General features: G+C 56.8%; 22 protein-coding genes and 1 pseudogene. 11 read left to right on the plus strand and 12 right to left on the minus strand.

What is annotated here, in order from left to right; translation table 11 throughout:
• Nucleotides 1-212: 212 nt before the first annotated feature.
• The 7 genes and pseudogenes from ilvB to BM261_RS09455 all read left to right on the plus strand — a co-directional run bounded on the left by ilvB (nt 213) and on the right by BM261_RS09455 (nt 5,609).
• Nucleotides 213-1,994: a biosynthetic-type acetolactate synthase large subunit gene (ilvB, locus tag BM261_RS09425; protein ID WP_074897671.1), complete on the plus strand. Its 1,782-nt coding sequence runs from the start codon at nt 213-215 to the stop codon at nt 1,992-1,994.
• The gene (gene ilvN, locus BM261_RS09430) at nt 1,991-2,482 is read left to right on the plus strand and encodes an acetolactate synthase small subunit (protein ID WP_074897673.1); all 492 of its coding nucleotides are present in this window, start codon (nt 1,991-1,993) and stop codon (nt 2,480-2,482) included. The genes ilvB and ilvN overlap by 4 nt, the downstream gene beginning before the upstream one ends.
• A gap of 71 nt (nt 2,483-2,553) precedes the next feature.
• Entirely contained in the window at nt 2,554-2,856 is a 303-nt protein-coding gene (locus BM261_RS09435; protein ID WP_070453752.1) for a putative quinol monooxygenase, read from the plus strand.
• Between the two features lie 46 nt (nt 2,857-2,902).
• On the plus strand, nt 2,903-3,916 hold the full coding sequence (gene ilvC / locus BM261_RS09440) for a ketol-acid reductoisomerase (protein WP_003772002.1): 1,014 nt from the start codon (nt 2,903-2,905) through the stop codon (nt 3,914-3,916).
• A 150-nt stretch (nt 3,917-4,066) separates the two neighbouring features.
• A pseudogene (locus tag BM261_RS12520) lies at nt 4,067-4,179 on the plus strand (IS5/IS1182 family transposase); the annotation flags it as partial.
• A gap of 136 nt (nt 4,180-4,315) precedes the next feature.
• On the plus strand, nt 4,316-4,618 hold the full coding sequence (locus tag BM261_RS09450) for a hypothetical protein (protein ID WP_074897686.1): 303 nt from the start codon (nt 4,316-4,318) through the stop codon (nt 4,616-4,618).
• A 112-nt stretch (nt 4,619-4,730) separates the two neighbouring features.
• Nucleotides 4,731-5,609 (plus strand): prephenate dehydrogenase, encoded by an 879-nt coding sequence (locus BM261_RS09455; protein ID WP_074897687.1) that lies wholly within the window; start codon nt 4,731-4,733, stop codon nt 5,607-5,609.
• A 78-nt stretch (nt 5,610-5,687) separates the two neighbouring features.
• On the opposite strand, the gene BM261_RS09460 is transcribed toward BM261_RS09455, so the two are convergent.
• Together BM261_RS09460 and rsmA are read right to left on the minus strand one after the other, a co-directional pair.
• Entirely contained in the window at nt 5,688-6,413 is a 726-nt protein-coding gene (locus BM261_RS09460) for an amino acid ABC transporter ATP-binding protein (protein WP_003771993.1), read from the minus strand.
• Between the two features lie 11 nt (nt 6,414-6,424).
• A complete protein-coding gene (gene rsmA, locus BM261_RS09465) occupies nt 6,425-7,204 on the minus strand; it encodes a 16S rRNA (adenine(1518)-N(6)/adenine(1519)-N(6))-dimethyltransferase RsmA (protein WP_074897690.1) in 780 nt (259 codons plus the stop codon).
• 156 nt (nt 7,205-7,360) lie between these two features.
• On the opposite strand from rsmA, the gene BM261_RS12935 reads away from it, so the two are divergent.
• Together BM261_RS12935 and BM261_RS09470 are read left to right on the plus strand one after the other, a co-directional pair.
• Nucleotides 7,361-7,495 carry a lipoprotein gene (locus BM261_RS12935; RefSeq protein ID WP_240317863.1) on the plus strand — a complete coding sequence of 45 codons (135 nt, stop codon included), beginning with the start codon at nt 7,361-7,363 and terminating at the stop codon, nt 7,493-7,495.
• Between the two features lie 37 nt (nt 7,496-7,532).
• Entirely contained in the window at nt 7,533-7,952 is a 420-nt protein-coding gene (locus BM261_RS09470; protein ID WP_074897692.1) for a hypothetical protein, read from the plus strand.
• A 76-nt stretch (nt 7,953-8,028) separates the two neighbouring features.
• Here BM261_RS09470 and BM261_RS09475 read toward each other — a convergent pair whose 3' ends face one another.
• Entirely contained in the window at nt 8,029-8,235 is a 207-nt protein-coding gene (locus BM261_RS09475; protein ID WP_040665813.1) for a glycine zipper 2TM domain-containing protein, read from the minus strand.
• A gap of 123 nt (nt 8,236-8,358) precedes the next feature.
• Here BM261_RS09475 and BM261_RS09480 point away from each other — a divergent pair, with 123 nt between their 5' ends.
• Nucleotides 8,359-8,808 carry a CopD family copper resistance protein gene (locus BM261_RS09480; protein WP_074897694.1) on the plus strand — a complete coding sequence of 150 codons (450 nt, stop codon included), beginning with the start codon at nt 8,359-8,361 and terminating at the stop codon, nt 8,806-8,808.
• On the opposite strand, the gene BM261_RS09485 is transcribed toward BM261_RS09480, so the two are convergent.
• The 3 genes from BM261_RS09485 to BM261_RS09495 all read right to left on the minus strand — a co-directional run bounded on the left by BM261_RS09485 (nt 8,793) and on the right by BM261_RS09495 (nt 12,112).
• A complete protein-coding gene (locus BM261_RS09485; protein WP_143095770.1) occupies nt 8,793-9,002 on the minus strand; it encodes a hypothetical protein in 210 nt (69 codons plus the stop codon). The genes BM261_RS09480 and BM261_RS09485 overlap by 16 nt on opposite strands.
• A gap of 131 nt (nt 9,003-9,133) precedes the next feature.
• Entirely contained in the window at nt 9,134-10,639 is a 1,506-nt protein-coding gene (locus BM261_RS09490) for a S41 family peptidase (RefSeq protein WP_074897699.1), read from the minus strand.
• Nucleotides 10,640-10,819: 180 nt separating this feature from the next.
• Complete coding sequence (locus BM261_RS09495; protein WP_074897702.1) at nt 10,820-12,112, minus strand: murein hydrolase activator EnvC family protein; 1,293 nt, start codon at nt 12,110-12,112, stop codon at nt 10,820-10,822.
• A 150-nt stretch (nt 12,113-12,262) separates the two neighbouring features.
• On the opposite strand from BM261_RS09495, the gene BM261_RS09500 reads away from it, so the two are divergent.
• A complete protein-coding gene (locus BM261_RS09500) occupies nt 12,263-13,357 on the plus strand; it encodes a hypothetical protein (RefSeq protein WP_074897704.1) in 1,095 nt (364 codons plus the stop codon).
• 248 nt (nt 13,358-13,605) lie between these two features.
• Here BM261_RS09500 and BM261_RS09505 read toward each other — a convergent pair whose 3' ends face one another.
• The 6 genes from BM261_RS09505 to purN all read right to left on the minus strand — a co-directional run bounded on the left by BM261_RS09505 (nt 13,606) and on the right by purN (nt 17,587).
• Nucleotides 13,606-14,400: a thymidylate synthase gene (locus BM261_RS09505; protein ID WP_074897706.1), complete on the minus strand. Its 795-nt coding sequence runs from the start codon at nt 14,398-14,400 to the stop codon at nt 13,606-13,608.
• 89 nt (nt 14,401-14,489) lie between these two features.
• On the minus strand, nt 14,490-14,828 hold the full coding sequence (locus BM261_RS09510) for a hypothetical protein (protein WP_074897709.1): 339 nt from the start codon (nt 14,826-14,828) through the stop codon (nt 14,490-14,492).
• A 57-nt stretch (nt 14,829-14,885) separates the two neighbouring features.
• A complete protein-coding gene (locus BM261_RS09515; protein WP_143095771.1) occupies nt 14,886-15,284 on the minus strand; it encodes a hypothetical protein in 399 nt (132 codons plus the stop codon).
• A 61-nt stretch (nt 15,285-15,345) separates the two neighbouring features.
• On the minus strand, nt 15,346-15,906 hold the full coding sequence (locus BM261_RS09520; protein WP_074897715.1) for a nitroreductase family protein: 561 nt from the start codon (nt 15,904-15,906) through the stop codon (nt 15,346-15,348).
• Between the two features lie 15 nt (nt 15,907-15,921).
• Nucleotides 15,922-16,953, minus strand: coding sequence for a tRNA dihydrouridine(20/20a) synthase DusA (dusA, locus tag BM261_RS09525; RefSeq protein WP_074897718.1), 1,032 nt, complete (start codon nt 16,951-16,953; stop codon nt 15,922-15,924).
• Between the two features lie 7 nt (nt 16,954-16,960).
• A complete protein-coding gene (purN, locus tag BM261_RS09530) occupies nt 16,961-17,587 on the minus strand; it encodes a phosphoribosylglycinamide formyltransferase (protein WP_074897796.1) in 627 nt (208 codons plus the stop codon).
• Between the last annotated feature and the right edge of the window lie 11 nt (nt 17,588-17,598).

The following is a 17,598-nucleotide window of genomic DNA, read 5'->3' on the forward strand; positions in this document are numbered from 1 at the left end:
TCAGTGCTTGCCTGTTACCCAAGTTTGCGTTATCTTATGCGCTCTTTACTTTTTTAAACACTTTGCGCTCTAAGCGCGATTCTGAAACCCGCAAGCTGTCGCCGGCTCATCCGTTCGCGTACCATAAACCGCCGTCCGGAAAACCGGCATTACCGTTGCATCGCGAAGCACGGGTTTATTATCGCCTTACAGGCAGAATTAAAGAGGCAATCATGCAACTATCCGGTGCACAAATTCTTGTGCAAAGTCTGAAGGCGGAAAACGTCGAATACGTTTTCGGCTATCCCGGCGGCGCGGTACTCGAAATCTACGACGCGCTTTTCCAACTCAACAAATTCAAACACATCCTGGTAAGACACGAGCAAGCTGCGATACATGCGGCCGATGCCTATGCCCGTGTCAGCGGCAAGGTCGGCGTAGCCTTGGTAACTTCGGGTCCCGGCGCAACCAACGCGCTCACCGGTATCGCCACGGCCTATTCCGATTCGATTCCGCTGGTGGTGATTTCCGGCCAGGTCGGTTCGCCCGCCATCGGTACGGATGCGTTTCAGGAAATCGATATGGTCGGCGTATCGCGGCCGTGTGTGAAGCATAATTTCCTGGTCAAGAATATCGATGATTTGACCACTACGGTAAAAAAAGCCTTCCAAATTGCCCGCAGCGGCCGTCCCGGCCCGGTGGTTATCGACATCGCAAAAGACGTTACCCAGTCTATGGCCAAGTTCAGCTATCCTCAGGAAGACATTTTTATCCGCTCCTACCAGCCGGTTCTCAACGGACACATCGGTCAAATTAAGAAGGCCGTACAAATGCTGGCGGCAGCGAAACGGCCTTTGGTGTATTTCGGCGGCGGCGTGGTTTTGGGTAATGCTACCGACGAGCTGACGGAGTTTGTCAAACTCGCCGGCCTGCCCTGTACCGCGACGCTGATGGGCTTGGGCGCATATCCGTCCGATGACAGACAGTATTTGGGCATGCTGGGCATGCACGGCACTTACGAGGCCAATCTGGCCATGCACAATGCCGATGTAGTTTTGGCAGTCGGGGCGCGTTTTGACGACCGTGTGGTTTCCGTTCCCGCCAAGTTTTTGGAAAAGCCGAAAAAAATCATTCATATCGACATCGACCCGTCCAGTATTTCGAAACGTGTCCGCGCCGATGTGCCCATCGTAGGCGACGTGAAGAATGTTTTACGCGAGATGGCGGCGATTTGGAAAAGCCAAAATCTTCAGGTAAACAGCCAGCATTTGGAAAAATGGTGGCATAGCCTGGAAAGCTGGCGCGCGCGCGATTGTCTGCGCCTGCCGGAAACGGACGGTAATGTCATCCTGCCGCAGATGGTGGTCAAAACTTTGGCCGAATTAACGGACAATGATGCGATTATCACGTCCGACGTCGGCCAGCATCAGATGTTTGCCGCCCAATTTTATCCGTTCAGACGGCCGCGCCAGTGGCTCAATTCGGGCGGTCAGGGCACGATGGGAGTGGGCCTGCCCTATGCGATGGGCGCGTATTTGGCCGACCCGTCCAAAGATGTGTGCTGCATTACCGGCGAAGGCTCGATTCAGATGAATATCCAGGAATTGAGTACCTGCTTCCAATACCGCCTGCCGGTAAAAATCATCTGTCTGAACAACGGTTATCTGGGCATGGTGCGCCAGTGGCAGGAGCTTTATTACGGCGAACGCGAATCGGAAACCTATTTTGACTCGCTGCCCGATTTTGTGAAACTGGCCGAAGCCTACGGCCATGTCGGCATGCGTATCGAGAAGCCGTCCGACGTGGAAGGCGCACTGCGCGAAGCCTTGGCCATGAAAGACCGCTGTGTGTTCTTGGACTTCATCACGGACAAAAAACAAAATGTTTTCCCGATGGTCGGCAACGGCAAGGGTTTGGACGAGATGGTGCTGCCGCTGCACATGCGCGAAACCAAGGCCGACAGCGACGTCAATGATGTGAACGACCGCGATTACGATACAAGGAGCGTGCCATGAGACATATCCTATCCGTTTTGATGGAAAACGAATCGGGCGCGATGAGCCGCGTGGTCGGCCTGTTTTCGGCGCGCGGCTACAATATCGATTCGCTGTCGGTATCGGCCACCGAAGACAAAACGCTCTCGCGCATGACCATCGTTACCCACGGCGACGATGTGGTCATCGAACAAATCACCAAACAACTCAACAAGTTGATTGAAGTTGTCAAGGTGGTCGATTTGAACGAAAGCCGCTTTGTCGAACGCGAACTGATGCTGGTGAAGGTGCGCGCCGTGGGCAAGGACCGCGACGAAATCCTGCGCCTGGCCGATATTTACCGCGGCCATGTGGTCGACGTTACCGACAAGAGCTATACCGTCGAAGTAACCGGCACGACCAACAAGCTCGATTCTTTCTTGGAAACCGTGGGCAAGCCGCTGATTTTGGAAACGGTGCGCACCGGCGCGGCAGGCATCGGGCGCGGCGAGAGGATTTTGAAAATTTGAGTTTTTGGGCTTTCAGACGGCCTTCAACACTTCAAAGGCCGTCTGAAAAGCCAAACCGAAAGGAAAACAGCATGAGCAACATCAAAATTACCGCAATCGTTGCCGTTAAAGCCGAACACAGAGCCGAACTGCTGGACGTATTCACCGCACTGGTAGGCGAAAGCCGCAAGGAAGGCGGCAACCTGCGCTACGATTTACACCAAGACCTGCAAAACCCGAACCGCTTCGTTTTCTTTGAAAACTGGAAAGACCAGGCCGCAGTGGACAGCCACAACGCCAGCGTCCATTTCCAAAACTTCCTGAAAGCCATCGACGGCAAAACCGAAGCCGTAGACATCGTCCTGATGAAAGACGTGTCCGACAACGGCAACTGATTCTCCCTCCAACCGATTTACTTTTAATCAAATTAAGGAAAAAACAATGCAAGTTTATTACGATAAAGACGCCGACCTGTCCCTGATCAAAGGCAAAACCGTCGCCATCATCGGCTACGGCTCACAAGGCCACGCCCACGCGGCCAACCTGAAAGATTCAGGCGTAAACGTAGTCGTCGGCCTGCGCCAAGGCGGTTCTTGGAAAAAAGCAGAAGCAGCCGGTTTTGAAGTATTGTCCGTAGCCGATGCCACCAAAAAAGCAGACGTAGTAATGATTCTGCTGCCCGACGAAAACCAACCCGTCGTGTACAAAAACGAAATCGAGCCCAACCTGAAACAAGGCGCGGCACTCGCTTTTGCACACGGCTTCAACGTCCACTACAACCAAATCGTGCCGCGTGCCGACTTGGACGTGATTATGGTTGCCCCCAAAGGCCCGGGCCACACCGTACGCAGCGAATTCCTGAAAGGCGGCGGCGTACCTTCACTGATCGCCGTTTACCAAGATAAAAGCGGCAAAGCCCGCGACATCGCCCTGTCTTACGCAGCAGCCAATGGCGGCACCAAAGGCGGCGTGATTGAAACCAACTTCCGCGAAGAAACCGAAACCGACCTCTTCGGCGAACAAGCCGTATTGTGCGGCGGCGCGGTCGAGCTGGTGAAATGCGGCTTTGAAACCTTGGTTGAAGCCGGTTACGCACCTGAAATGGCTTACTTCGAATGCCTGCACGAGCTGAAATTGATCGTGGACTTGATGTACGAAGGCGGCATTGCCAACATGAACTACTCCATTTCCAACAACGCGGAATACGGCGAATACGTTACCGGCCCCGAAGTCATCACGCCTGCTACCAAAGAAGCGATGAAAAAAGCCCTGTACCGTATCCAAAGCGGCGAATACGCCAAAATGTTCATTCAAGAAGGCGCAACCAACTACGCCAGCATGACCGCACGCCGCCGCTTGAATGCCGACCACCAAATCGAAAAAGTCGGCGCGCAACTGCGTTCCATGATGCCTTGGATTGCCAAAAACAAACTGGTCGATCTGGATAAAAACTAAACGCTTGCATTAAAAGCATAAGGCCGTCTGAAAACCGGAAAACAGGTTTTCAGACGGCCTTAACAGTTTGATTTACATGTACAGATTGCCGTTTTTCATTTCGCGCTACAATGCCGTCTGAAAACGCCCTGCCCGGCCGCCCAACCTCATTCACGATATAGTGGATTAAATTTAAATCAGGACAAGGCGGCGAGCCGCAGACAGTACAAATAGTACGGCAAGGCGAGCCAACGCTGTACTGGTTTAAATTTAATTCACTATACAAAGCAGCAAACCGCAGGCACGCATACAAAACCGATTTTCCTGCCGTCCCGCACCTTGGGGTATCAAGCCCTTGATACCAAGGCATAATGACGACGCAACGAAAGTCAAACATATCAACCGCCTCAGGACAAAACCATGAAAAAACTCATCCTCACCCTCTGCCTAACCGCCGCTGCCGCCACATCCGCGGCCGCATCCGACGAAGGGCGCATCGCCGATTTGGAATACCGCATCGCCGTATTGGAGCGCAACGGCAACACGGCATACCGCCCGAACCGTTCGGTTTACGTATGCAGCGTTACCCCCTTCCGAAAAACCTTCGAAGCCGCCGACAACAACGAAGGCCTGGCACGCGGCAAAGTCCGCCGCGCCTGCAATGCCGAAACCTCGGCCATGTTCTGCGAAGACCGCGACATCCGCTGCAAACGCTTCGATTAAACGGCTCCACGCTTGCAGCGGCAGACTGCGCTCGGTTAAGATTCAGGCCGTCTGAAAAACACGCCTGCCGTATTTTCAGACGGCCTCCTTCCACACTTTTACATCAACCCTTATGAACCCGCCCATCCTCAACCAAATCACCCTGATCGGCGTCGGCCTGATCGGCGGCTCGTTCGTCCTCGACCTGAAACGGCTGGGCTTGGTGCGCCACGTAACAGGCATCGATGTAAACGAAAGCAACCTTGAGCGCGCACTGGAACGGAAAGTCATCGACAGCGCAGCCGTCGGCATCCAAGCCGAACACATCGCGGCGGCCGATTTGGTGCTGATTGCCACGCCGGTCTCCACACTCGGCAACATCTGCCGCACCATCGCGCCGTTTTTACAGCCCGACACCGTCGTCAGCGATGTCGGCAGCACCAAACAATCCGCACTGGCCGCCTTCGCCGAACACCTGCCGCAACACCTGCCGCAATGCGTGGCCGCCCACCCGATTGCCGGTTCCGACCGCAGCGGCGCGCTGGCGGCGCAATTCGGCCTCTATCAAGACAAAAAACTGATTCTCTGCCCGCACGAAACGCAAAATCCCGAAGCGGAAGCACTCGTCGGCAGATTATGGCAAGCGGTCGGCGCACAAATCTTCCGCATGAGCGCGCAAGAACACGATTCCGTCTTCGCCGCCGTTTCCCACCTGCCGCACATACTGGCCTTTGCCTACGTCCACCAAATCCTCGACCATGCCGACGGCGCAACCTATCTCGATTTCGCCGCTACCGGCTTCCGCGACTTCACCCGCATCGCCTCCAGCCACCCCGCCATCTGGACGGACATCTGCTTTGCCAACCGCGGCAGCCTGCTGAAACTGCTCGAAGGCCAACAACGCCAGCTGGAAAAAATCGCAGGCCTGCTCCGCAACGGAAATTCAGACGGCCTCTACCGCTATTTCGCCGAAGCGAAACAAACGCGGGACGACTGGCTGGAACGGCAATAACCCGTCATCCGCAAAAAGGCCGTCTGAAAACATTCCGACAAAACCGAAACGTTTTCAGACGGCCTGACCGCCACCCGATTAGTGCATCACTTGCGCGAGGAACTGCTTCGCCCGCTCGCTTTTCGGGCGGGTAAAAAACTCTTCCGGCGGCGCGTCTTCGACAATTTGGCCGTGATCGACAAAAATCACCCGATCCGCCACCTCGCGGGCAAAGCCCATTTCGTGGGTTACGCACATCATGGTCATCCCGCTTTGCGCCAAATCCTTCATCACCTTCAACACTTCGCCGACCATTTCCGGGTCGAGTGCGGAAGTCGGCTCGTCAAACAACATCACGCGCGGCTCCATCGCCAGCCCGCGCGCAATCGCCACACGCTGCTGCTGCCCGCCGGACAACTCCCCCGGCAGGGCATCTTTCTTATGGGACAAACCGACGCGTTCCAACAGGTGCAACGCCTTGGGAATCACATCCTCCCGCCGCTGCTTTTTCACCACCACGGGCGACAGGATGATGTTTTCCAACACGCTCAAATGCGGATAAAGGTTGAAATGCTGAAACACGAAACCGACTTCGGTGCGCACCTTGTTCAAGTCGGTTTGCGGGTCAGCCACATTGATGCCGTCCACCCAAATTTCGCCGCTTTGGATGCTTTCGAGTTGGTTTACCGTACGGATCAAAGTCGATTTGCCGCTGCCCGAAGGCCCGCAAATCACCACCACTTCGCCCTGCCCGATTTCCAAATTGACATTATTGACCACGTGCAGGTCTTTAAAGAATTTATTGACGTTTTTGAATTTAATCATGTTTATTTCTTTCAGACGGCCTTACGGACCAAATAATTGCTCAGTTCCACATATTTCTCCGGCGCGATGTGTTCGGCACGGTCTTGCGGATTGATGCCGACTGCCTGTAAATCCTCGTCGCCGGCCAGTTCTTTCAGATTGTTGCGTATGGTTTTGCGGCGTTGGTGGAAGGCGAGTTTCACCAGTTTGGAGAAATGCTCGAAATCGTCCGCCTTGCCGATGCGGTGTTTCACCGGAATCATGCGCACCACCGCCGAATCCACTTTCGGCGCAGGGTCGAACGATTCGGGCGGCACGTCAATCAGCAGCTCCATATCGAAAAAATATTGCAGCATCACGCCCAAGCGGCCATAGTCGTTGCTTTTCGGCACGGCAACCATGCGCTCGACCACTTCTTTTTGCAGCATAAAGTGCATATCGACGACATCGTCCGCCACTTCCGCCAGCTTGAACAAAAGCGGCGTGGAAATATTGTAAGGCAGGTTGCCGACGATTTTCTTTTTGCCCGCGATGCTGTTGAAATCAAACTGCAACACATCGCCTTCGTGAATCACCAGTTTGTCGGCAAACGGCAGCGTTTTCAGACGGCCTACAATGTCGCGGTCGATTTCGATAACGTGCAGGCGGTTCAGCTTTTTCGCCAAAGGTTCGGTTATCGCCGCCAAACCCGGGCCGATTTCAATCACGACATCTTCGGCCTGCGAGCGCACGGCATTGACAATATCGGCAATGATGCGCGTGTCCTGCAAAAAATTCTGCCCGAAGCGTTTTCTGGCTTTGTGTTCTTTCATGATGCTGACAGGTGGGGAAAACCGCGTATTGTAGCCCAAACCGCATCAGGCCGTCTGAAAAATCCGCCGTAACGGCGGTTTTCTATATAATGCGGCGGCTGACGGGCCGAAATGCCAAAAGGCCGTCTGAAAACCAAGCCATCCAAAGGGATTCATATGAAAAAGATTGTTCTCGCGATTGCCGCTGCCGCCATATTGGCCGCCTGCGCCACCCATCATTCCAACGGCGGCAATGAGTTATACGGCGAAATCAAAGGCGGCGTCAGCGTCGGCCATACCCACACCCGTTAAGCAAACGCCTGCCGTACCGCAAAGCAGACCGCCCGTTATGAAGCATCCGCATCCGAATGATCCGCCACCATTGTTTACCTGGCTGTCCGAGCATGGCCGTTCAGCTTTGCCCGCATTGGCCGCATTATCGTTGGACGAAAAAGTGCGAGGGCAGAATTTTGCAGCATTAAAAACGGTATTCGGACGGCAAAACGCCCGTCTGCTTCCCGCACAAATGAATTTCGGCCTGACCGAGCTGTTGGATTACGCCATGTTCGAACCGCACGGTCACCCTCATGCCTATACGGCCGCCGTTCTGCTAAACCTGCAATACGGCATCGAACACAAACGCCCGAGCATGGATTTGGTATTCTGCCGCGATGCCTATACCGCCCGCATCCGCGCCACGCTGCCGCAGGATATGCAAACCGCGCTGGACAGTGCGTTTGCCCTTGCGGCAGAACATGGGATACTTTGATTACCCAGTTTTGCAAATGAATAATGAAACAGGCCGTCTGAACTTTTCAGACGGCCTGTTTGTCTACAGATAGTGTTTAGCGGTCGATTTGGCTGCCGATTACGCCACCCAGGGCAGCACCGCCCAAAGTCGCGCCGGTTGTACCGCCGATCAGATTCCCGGCAACACCGCCGATGGCTGCACCGGCGGCAGTATTGCGCTGGGTGCGGGTCATGCCGTTACAAGCAGTCAGGGAAACGGCTAAAGCGGCTAATACGGCGGTTTTCAAGAATAAAGATTTCATTGTGAAACTCCTTGTTTTTATGGGAATGAGAAACACCATTTGCTAAAATGGCGTTGTAAGGATACACGTCTGTCGTGCGTATTGCCGTCTATTTAAGTTAAATTCTCCAAAGGTTCGTTAGCTATGCCGGATTATGCCTGGGCACATCTTGCCCATTTGTTTTTCGCCGTAATTTTTGTCGGCGGTGTTTTTTTCGAGGCCTTGGTTTTGAGCGTGATGCACACCTCGGCCGTTTCGCGCGAATCGCGCCGCGAAGTCGAACGTGCTTTGTCCCGACGCGCCGTAAAGGTGATGCCTTGGGTGGTGGCGGCCGTATTTTTGTCCGGCCTGACCATGGCTTACCTGCGTTATCTGCCGAACTTGGCCGCGCCCTTCGCTTCTTCCTTCAACCTGCAACTGACGCTGAAAGTGATTATTGCGGCAAGCATCCTGCTGCATTTTATCGTGGCCGTTACGAAAATGCGGCGGCACACGCTGACCAAAGCCTGGTCGCGCTATATCCATACCGCCGTGCTGTTGCACATGACGCTGATTGTGATACTGGCGAAAACCATGTTTTATTTTGTGTGGTAACCCCCGTCATACATCCCAACTTCCGCGCCAATAGCGGCGGCAAATATCGCAGCCGTCTTTTTTCCGAATGGCTGACACTTTGGAATGGAAGCCGAACGGATGGCGGATTTGCCCGCCCCGCCCCAAACCGTTTTATTGACTGTTGCACGCGCCGCCTTCCCGACAGGGGAAACCGCCATATCGTTCGGGTGCATTTCTCCCTCCGTCGGCAGTCTTTGCATGGATATTTCCGCCTGCTTGCTTTGACCGCGGGTCGGGACGTAAAAAGGCCGTCTGAAAAACATCTTTCAGACGGCCTTTTCGCTACAAACTATATCCGACGGGTTTATTTGTCTTCTTTAGTTGTTTCTTTTTTATCTTTTTTTGCCGGTTTTTTGGCAGCCAAACCGAGCGATTCACGCCATTTGGCCGGGTCTTTCACCAAATCCAGTGCGGCTTTCAGTTGGGCATCTTTCGCAGGATCGGGATTGTAGCGCGAAGAGAGTTCTTCTTCCGCCTCTTTCTCTTTGTCCTTGCCCTTGTTTTTGCCTTTGGCAGCCTCTTTGTCGGCTTGGGATGCGGCTTTTTCTTCAACGGCATCATCGTGCACCACGCCGTTTACTTCTTCCCCGCCCAACGGATTGCCGATGTGCCCGGCCAAATCGGCCTCGCGGCTTTCGTATGTTCGGTTTTTATCCTTGACTTCCACGTCCGGCACGATGCCTTGCGCCTGAATAGAGCGGTCGTTCGGCGTGTAGTAGAGCGAAGTGGTCAGCTTGATGGCGCTGCCGTTGGATAGCGGCAGAACGGTCTGCACCGAGCCTTTGCCGAAACTCTGCGTGCCGACGATGACGGCGCGTTTGTGATCCTGCAGGGCACCGGCGACAATTTCCGAAGCGGAGGCAGAACCGGAATTGATCAATACGGTAAGCGGGATGTTTTTGACTTCGGACGGCAGGCCTTTGAGCGGGTCGGCATGGCCGGAGAAAATGTAATCTTTCGGCAGGGCGGACAGGCTCATGCCGTCTTTGCCGTCGCGGCCTTTGGTGCTGACCACTTTGGCACCTTCGGGCAGGAAGGCGGCAGATACGCCCACCGCGCCGTTAAGCAGGCCGCCGGGGTCGTCGCGCAAGTCCAAAATCAAGCCTTGGAGCGGGGCTTTGTTTTCTTTGGTCAGCTTTTGCACTGCTTCGCGCAACGAGGCGACGGTGCGTTCCTGGAACTGGCTGATGCGGATGTAGCCGTAGCCCGGTTCGATCAGTTTGGAGCGCACGCTCTGCACTTTGATGATGGCGCGGGTGAGTTTGAAGGTCAGCGGTTTGGAAGAGTCTTTGCGCGAAATGGTCAGTTCGATGTTGGTGCCGGGTTTGCCGCGCATCTTTTTCACCGCTTCGCTCACGCTCATGCCGCGTGTCGAAACACCGTCGATTTTCGCGATGTAGTCGCCGCTTTTGATGCCGGCACGTTCGGCCGGGGTGTCTTCAATCGGAGCAATGATTTTGACAAAGCCGTCTTCGGAGCCGATTTCCATCCCCAAACCGCCGAATTCGCCGCTGGTGCTTTCCTTCAGGTCGGCATAGTCTTTTTTGTTCATGTATTCGGAATGCGGGTCGAGATCGGCCACCATGCCTTTCGCGGCGCTTTCGAGCAGGACGTCGTCGGTTTTGTCTTCGTAGTAGTTGGCTTTAATCTGACTGTAAACCTCTGCCAGCGTACGGATGGACTGTACCGGCAGCGCGTCCTGTTTTTTGCCCTCGGAGGCGGCGAAACCCTGTACGCCGACGGTCAGCAATGCGCCGCTGAACGCGCCCAATGTGTAGAGTGCGACTTTTTTCAAAGTGGAATTTGCCATGTTTGTATATTCTCGTTTGTTTCTGAATGCCGACCTGCGGCAAAGATGCGAACTGTATTGGATTTGATGTTGTCCATCAACTGCTTTTATCAAAAAATACAATAGGCGGAAAAACGCAAAGGCCGTCTGAAAACGGGCGGCCGGACTTTCAGACGGCCTCTATGCTTCCGCCTCCCCGCGCTAGCGCAGCCAGGCGGCGGGATTCATTGCCGCAAGCCGGTAGCGGATTTCGAAATACAGGCCTTGCTCGCCCGACGGCAGGCTGCCGCTGGTGCCGATTGTCCCGCCCGTTTTCACGCTGCCGCCGCTGCCGACGGTGATGGACGACAGGCCGGTATAAACGCCGGTGTAGCCGCCACCGTAGTCGATGACGACGGTATTGCCGTAACCGTTGAGCGCGCCTGCGTAAGCCACGGTGCCGTCGGCCACGCTGCGGACGGGCGACGGGGCCGTGGCGAAAAACAGGCCGTGCCAAACGCCGCCGTCCGGCTTCGGTTTGCCGAAACGGCCGGTGATGCTGCCGCCGACCGGATGCGGCAGGCGGCCTTGGAGGCGGCCGAAGGTGTTGTTGGCCTGCGCGGCATATTCGCCCTGTAAGGCGCGGTCTTCTTCCGTCAGGGTGGAAACGGGCGGCTTGGCCGGCGCGGAGGCGGCTTTGTCTTCGGCGTTGTCAGGTTTTGCCGGACGTTTTTTCGCCTTTTCCGCCGCCAGCCGCTCGCGGGCGGCTTTGGTGCGGGCGGCGGCTTCCTGTTTGCGTTTGGCCGCATTGCGGCGGGCGATGTCGGCAAGGATTTGGTTTAATTTCGATTCGTCGGCACGCAGTTTGTTCAGGTTTTGGTTTTGCTTGTCGATTTCGGCATTCAGACGGCTGTTTTCGCGCTGTGCGGCAGAATTGTGTTTGCCCAGCCTGCTCAACGCGGCTTCTTTTTCCGCTTTCAGTTTGGCCAGCTTCGCCAGTTCGGCATCGATTTCCTGTTCGCGCCGGTGCAGTTCCTGCTGCTGGACGACCAGTTCGGAGACCACGTTGCGGTTTGCACTGCCGATGCGGCGGGCGTATTCGAGGTAACGCGATTTCCGCCCCGGTTCGGCGTTTTTCAGAAACAGGATGACGGCGTTGTTTTGGCGGTTTTTATAGTGGCCGGTCAACAGGCGGGCAACTTGCGCTTTGCGTCCCGCGATTTCGGTTTTCAGCCCTTCGAGTTCGTTTTGCAGCGTTTGCAGCTTCTGCCGCGTGTCTTGCTGGCGGCGGGTGATGCCGGCCAGTTCGCGCTGCGCCTTTTCCAGTGCGGCGCGGGTTTTGGCCAGCGTCTGCTGCGCCTGCCGCTGCGCCTGCTGTTTTTGCTGCAATTCCGACTGCGCCTCGTCGATGGCGTGGCGGATGCTGTTCAAATCGCCTCCGTCCGGCGTTTCGGGGGCGGCGGACAAAGGCAGGGCGGCAAGCAGTACGGTCAATATCAGCGGACGCGGGGACATAGCGTAAAACGGGTCATCAAAACGGCGGATTATAGCGGAATTTGGCGGCTTCGGCTTTTTCAGACGGCCTCCTCACGCCACGCCGCACGCCATCGGGACGGCCGTTTCACTATATAATCACGCCGTCCAATGTTTTTTCAGACGGCCCCTATGCCACGCCTCATCTTCTCCCTCGCCACGCCCGACGACGACGACGCCCTGCGCCGCCTGTTGCGGGAAAACGTTATGGAAGGCGGCATCAGCGTCAGCTTCCGCCGCGAACCGTCTTACTTCCTCACCTCGTCGGTTCAGGGCGAACAGGCGGAAATTTACAAAGGCTGCAATGTCGAAACGGGCGAAATCGCGGTATTGGGCAGCCGTTTCCGCCGTGCCGCCTATTTCAACGGCCGACTGGAAACGCTGGGCTATCTGGCCGACCTGCGCCTCAACCGCCGCTACCGTTCCGGCCGCTGCCTTTTCCGGGCCTACTGCGAACTGGGCAACGTCATTGCCGCCGACCCGCTGCCGCTGCACACCAGCATGATCCTGCACGACAACGCCGCCGCCCTTTCCACCATCGCCGCCAACCGCCGCGGTATGCCGCACTACATCCCGCAAGGCCTGGTGCACACGCCGTTCATCCGCCTTGCCCGCCCGCGCCGCCCGATTGCACCTGAGGGGGTGGAACTCCGCTTCGGCCGTGCGGGAGAAGAAGGCGAACTGACCGATTTTCTCAACCGCGAAGCCGCCCGCCGCCAATTTGCGCCGCATTATGAACCGGCCGACTGGTACAACGGGCGGCTGCGCGGGCTGTCCGTCGGCGACGTCTGCATCGCGCGGCGGGACGGCCGGATTGTCGGCGCGCTGGCCGGCTGGGACCAGCACGGTTTCCGCCAAATCCATGTCGAACGGTACAACGGCCTGTGGCGTTTGGGCAAACCGTTGTACAACGCCGCCGCCCGCCTGCTGCGCCTGCCGCTGCTGCCCGACGAGGGCGGGACGATACGCTACGGCTATCTGGCTTTGACCGCCGTCGAAAAAGACGATGCCGACGTTTACCGCGCCCTCCTGCGCGCGCAATACATCCGCTGCCGCAAACTCGGCTGGCACTACATGGTCGGCAGCATGCACGAAAACGACCCGCTGCTGCCCGTCATGAACGAATATCCGCATCTGGCGGCGGGCGGCAGGCTGTTCGTCGTCGCCTTCGATACGCCTCCCGAACCCGACGGCCGCGTGCCCTATGTCGAAGCGGCCACGCTTTAAGGTGGGGCATTTGGAACGGCAAGAGGCCGTCTGAAAACCGGTTTTCCGTTTTCAGACGGCCTCTCTCATCATGGCTTCGCCGCGAAACACCTGCCGCTAAAATACCGCCTTCGGAACCGGCGGCATGTATGGCGGATTCACTTTAAACCAGCCCGATACTGCCCCGCCTTGCCGTACTGTTTGTACTGCCTGCGGTTTCGCCGCCGCGTCCTGATTTAAACTTAACCCAATATAATTCAGAGTGTTTTTCAGACGGCCACGGCGGCTTTGATGTGCGGGTGCGGGTCGTAATCCACCAGTTCGAAATCTTCGAATTTAAAGTCGAACAGGTCGGTTACAGCGGGGTTAAGCTTCATTTTCGGCAGCGCGCGCGGTTCGCGGGCCAGCTGCAATTCGGTTTGCTCGAAGTGGTTGCTGTAAATATGCGCGTCGCCCAGCGTGTGAACGAATTCGCCCGGCTGCAAACCGCACACTTGGGCAATCATCATGGTCAGAAGCGCGTAGCTGGCGATGTTGAACGGCACGCCGAGGAAGATGTCCGCGCTGCGCTGGTAGAGCTGGCAGGACAGTTTGCCGTCGGCAACGTAAAACTGAAACAGCGCGTGGCAGGGCGGCAAGGCCATTTCGTCCACCAGCGCGGGATTCCAGGCCGATACAATCAGGCGGCGGGAATCGGGGTTTTTCTTGATTTGCTCCATCACGTTGGCAATTTGGTCGATGTGGCGGCCGTCGGGCGCGGGCCAGCTGCGCCACTGGTAGCCGTAAACCGGGCCCAAGTTGCCGTTTTCGTCCGCCCATTCGTCCCAGATGGAAACGTTGTTGTCTTTCAGGTATTTGATGTTGGTATCGCCTTTGAGGAACCACAGCAGCTCGTGGATAATCGAGCGCAGGTGGAGTTTTTTGGTGGTCAAAAGCGGGAAACCCTGCGCCAAATCGAAGCGCATCTGGTAGCCGAACACGGAGCGCGTGCCGGTGCCGGTGCGGTCGGATTTGTCGTGGCCGTTTTGCATGACGTGGCGCATCAGGCCGAGATATTGTTTCATGTGTATGTCCCTTCGGTTGAGGCCGTCTGAAAAATCCCGCTTCGCGCAAGGTTGGTTTTCAGACGGCCTGAATGATGTCGTACGGCGGTTCAGCCGCCGATGCAGATATTGTGGTTGTGCGGCAACAGGATATAAAACACCAACCAGGCCAATAATACAACGGCTGCGGGCAGCAGCGTTTTGGCACGGACGAGCAGACGGGCAGGCAGCCAGCACAGGACGCTGAATACAATCAAACTGACCAGCATCAAGGGGTAAAACGCCGTGCCCGCGATGTTTTCGTAGCGGTGGTCGTAGCATTCGAAGCTGCCGCCCATGTAGGCCGCGCCCAATATCAGCCAACCGGCGAAGTGCGCCGCCCATACGCCGGCCATGACGGCGGCCCTGATGAATATGAGGCCCAAATGGGATGTTTTATGTTCGGACATTCGGTTTCCTTTTTAAATAAAGCTATCGGCAGGCCGTCTGAAAATACGGATTCCGCTTCAGACGGCCTTCCCTTCAGGCAGGAACAGCGACATCGGCAGGCCGGCAAAAGCAAAGGCGGCGGCAACGGGCAACAGCATATCCCACGGGATATAGCCGGCAAACAGAAATCCGACCAAGGCGGCAACCGACACCGCCAGCCCGCCGAGCAGTACGGCGGAAATACCCGCCCCCGCCCAACCGCGCCGTACCTTCAGGATGGAAAGCAGTGCGGCGTAAGGTACGGTAATCGGCAGGCAGTAGAGTACCGAAGCCACCAGCAGCCCCAAAACGGCCAAAGTGCCGATGCCTAAAATAAAATCGGGGAAGTCGCCGCCCAATAAAATAACTAACAGCACAAATCCCGCCACCTGCGGCGGCAGCGCGATTAAAGCCAAATTCCGAGCCAACGGCGACATATCGATTCCTTTCCAAGCCGTCTGAAAAATACGGATGCCGTTTTCAGACGGCCTTTTCATCTTACCAATAGCTGACGAAGCGTTCCAAATCGGTATTTTTTTCTTCTTTCGGGAAATCGTGCTGCGCCGTGCCGACCATGATCAAGCCGATGATGCGGTCTTTTTCGCCGCAGTTCATGGCTTCGCGCAATACGGGGCTGCCGCACCACAGGCCGGTAATCCACACGTTGTCGTAACCCAGCGCGTTGGTGGCAAGCTGGACGGCATAAGCTGCCGCGCCCGCACTCATCAGCTGCTCCCATTCGGGCTTCGGTTTTTCGGCGGCGGTGTTCGGCGCGGCAATCACGGCGATAATCATGGGGGCGAAGTTGGCAACTTTTTCCGCTTTTCTCATCGCGTCCTCACCCAATTTCATCACTTCCACCGTTTCTTCCAACGCGCGGCGGAATTTCTGTTTCGCCTCGCTGCCCGTGATAACGACGAAACGCCACGGTGTCAGGTTGCCGTGGTCGGGCACTTGGGTGGCCGCCTGAAAAACGGTTTCCAGCTCGAGTTCGTCGGGGGTGGGTTCGACCAGTTCGCGCACCGAGCGGCGGGTGGTCAGCAAATCTAATGCGTCCATTTTGTTTCCTTTCGTTTACTCTTTATCCACAGGGAGGCCGTCTGAAAAATCATTCGCCCGTTCCACCTGTTCCCAGGCGCGCAAAATCAAATCGGGGTCGTTCGGTTTCAGCAGTTCGGCATCCGACAACATGCGCCGCCAATGGCGCGCGCCGTTCAGGCCGTGCATCAGGCCGAGGTAATGGCGTGCCATGTGCCGCAAAATCGTGCCGCGTCCGGCGGCCAGTTGCGCGGCGGCATAATCTTTCAGACGGCCTGCCAGTTCGGCGTAGGAGACGGGCGCACGGTCGTCGCCGTAAAAAAGCCTGTCCCAGTCGCGCATCAGCATCGGATTGTGATAACACTCGCGCCCGACCATCACGCCGTCCACATGTTGCAGGTGCGCGGCGATTTCGTCATTGGTTTTGATGCCGCCGTTGATGATGATTTCCAACGCGGGAAACTCGCGTTTCAGGCGGTAGACATAATCGTAGCGCAACGGCGGCACGTCGCGATTTTCCTTCGGCGAGAGGCCTTCCAGCCAGGCATTGCGGGCGTGGACGATGAAGGTTGTGCAATCGGTTTTTTCCGCCAATGTACCGACAAAATCGGCCAGCGGCTGATAATCGGTTTCGCGGTCGAGGCCGATGCGGTGCTTGACGGTAACGGCACAGCCGGGTGCGGCTTCCTGCATCGCGTTCAGGCAGTCGGCCACCAAATCCGCCTCCTTCATCAAGCACGCGCCGAACGCGCCTTTCTGAACGCGCGGGCTGGGGCAGCCGCAGTTGAGGTTGATTTCGTCGTAGCCGTAAGCGGCGGCTTTGGCGGCGGCTTTGGCCAAATCCTGCGGCTCGCTGCCGCCCAGTTGCAGCGCGACGGGGTTTTCGCCGTCGTTTTTCAGCAGGAAGCGGTCGGGGTCGCCGTAAATCACCGCGCCCGCGTTAATCATTTCAGTGTAAAGCCAGGTATGGCGGGTGATTTGGCGCGCCATATGGCGATAGTGCCGATCAGTCCAGTCCAACATAGGGGCTACGGATAGGCGGCGAGGTGGCAATGTATTGTTTTTCATCGTCTTTTCAAGCCAGGAATTGCGCTTCGGAATCGGCGGCACGGCTGTTGAGCACACGGTTGCCGTCGATTTTCAGACGGCCTGCGGCAAAATCGGCCACAGCCTGCGGCAGCAGTTGGTGCTCCACTTTCAAGACGCGTGCGGCGATGTCGTCGGCCGTATCGCCGTCGAGAATCGGCACCACGCCCTGCGCAATCACGGGCCCGCAATCGAGTTCGGACGTAACGAAATGCACCGTGCAGCCGGCCACGCGGCAGCCGGCGGCCAAGGCGCGTTCGTGGGTGTGCAGGCCGGTAAAGGCGGGCAGCAGCGAGGGATGGATGTTGATCAGGCGGCCTTCGTAATGGGCGCAGAAGGCGGGCGTGAGGATGCGCATAAATCCGGCCAGCACGACCAAGTCGGGGTGATGGCGGTCGATCAATTCCATCATGGCGCGGTCGAAGGATTCGCGGTCGGGGAAGTTTTTGTGGTTCAGCGCGGCGGTGGCGATGCCGCGCGATGCCGCCCACGCCAGTCCGGCGGCGTTTTCGTTGTTGCTCAATACGGCGCGGATGTCCGCATTCGGAACGGCGGCCTCGACGACGGCCTGCATATTGCTGCCGCGTCCGGAAATCAGGATGACGATGTTTTTCATAACGGGGAAAT

The organism is Neisseria elongata subsp. elongata, assembly GCF_900113545.1.
GTDB lineage: Bacteria > Pseudomonadota > Gammaproteobacteria > Burkholderiales > Neisseriaceae > Neisseria > Neisseria elongata.

Coding starts and splice junctions, on each gene's coding strand:
- ilvB (WP_074897671.1), top strand. CDS start 213: ATGCAACTATCCGGTGCACAAATTCTTGTGCAAAGTCTGAAGGCGGAA.
- ilvN (WP_074897673.1), top strand. CDS start 1,991: ATGAGACATATCCTATCCGTTTTGATGGAAAACGAATCGGGCGCGATG.
- BM261_RS09435 (WP_070453752.1), top strand. CDS start 2,554: ATGAGCAACATCAAAATTACCGCAATCGTTGCCGTTAAAGCCGAACAC.
- ilvC (WP_003772002.1), top strand. CDS start 2,903: ATGCAAGTTTATTACGATAAAGACGCCGACCTGTCCCTGATCAAAGGC.
- BM261_RS09450 (WP_074897686.1), top strand. CDS start 4,316: ATGAAAAAACTCATCCTCACCCTCTGCCTAACCGCCGCTGCCGCCACA.
- BM261_RS09455 (WP_074897687.1), top strand. CDS start 4,731: ATGAACCCGCCCATCCTCAACCAAATCACCCTGATCGGCGTCGGCCTG.
- BM261_RS09460 (WP_003771993.1), bottom strand. CDS start 6,413: ATGATTAAATTCAAAAACGTCAATAAATTCTTTAAAGACCTGCACGTG.
- rsmA (WP_074897690.1), bottom strand. CDS start 7,204: ATGAAAGAACACAAAGCCAGAAAACGCTTCGGGCAGAATTTTTTGCAG.
- BM261_RS12935 (WP_240317863.1), top strand. CDS start 7,361: ATGAAAAAGATTGTTCTCGCGATTGCCGCTGCCGCCATATTGGCCGCC.
- BM261_RS09470 (WP_074897692.1), top strand. CDS start 7,533: ATGAAGCATCCGCATCCGAATGATCCGCCACCATTGTTTACCTGGCTG.
- BM261_RS09475 (WP_040665813.1), bottom strand. CDS start 8,235: ATGAAATCTTTATTCTTGAAAACCGCCGTATTAGCCGCTTTAGCCGTT.
- BM261_RS09480 (WP_074897694.1), top strand. CDS start 8,359: ATGCCGGATTATGCCTGGGCACATCTTGCCCATTTGTTTTTCGCCGTA.
- BM261_RS09485 (WP_143095770.1), bottom strand. CDS start 9,002: ATGCACCCGAACGATATGGCGGTTTCCCCTGTCGGGAAGGCGGCGCGT.
- BM261_RS09490 (WP_074897699.1), bottom strand. CDS start 10,639: ATGGCAAATTCCACTTTGAAAAAAGTCGCACTCTACACATTGGGCGCG.
- BM261_RS09495 (WP_074897702.1), bottom strand. CDS start 12,112: ATGTCCCCGCGTCCGCTGATATTGACCGTACTGCTTGCCGCCCTGCCT.
- BM261_RS09500 (WP_074897704.1), top strand. CDS start 12,263: ATGCCACGCCTCATCTTCTCCCTCGCCACGCCCGACGACGACGACGCC.
- BM261_RS09505 (WP_074897706.1), bottom strand. CDS start 14,400: ATGAAACAATATCTCGGCCTGATGCGCCACGTCATGCAAAACGGCCAC.
- BM261_RS09510 (WP_074897709.1), bottom strand. CDS start 14,828: ATGTCCGAACATAAAACATCCCATTTGGGCCTCATATTCATCAGGGCC.
- BM261_RS09515 (WP_143095771.1), bottom strand. CDS start 15,284: ATGTCGCCGTTGGCTCGGAATTTGGCTTTAATCGCGCTGCCGCCGCAG.
- BM261_RS09520 (WP_074897715.1), bottom strand. CDS start 15,906: ATGGACGCATTAGATTTGCTGACCACCCGCCGCTCGGTGCGCGAACTG.
- dusA (WP_074897718.1), bottom strand. CDS start 16,953: ATGAAAAACAATACATTGCCACCTCGCCGCCTATCCGTAGCCCCTATG.
- purN (WP_074897796.1), bottom strand. CDS start 17,587: ATGAAAAACATCGTCATCCTGATTTCCGGACGCGGCAGCAATATGCAG.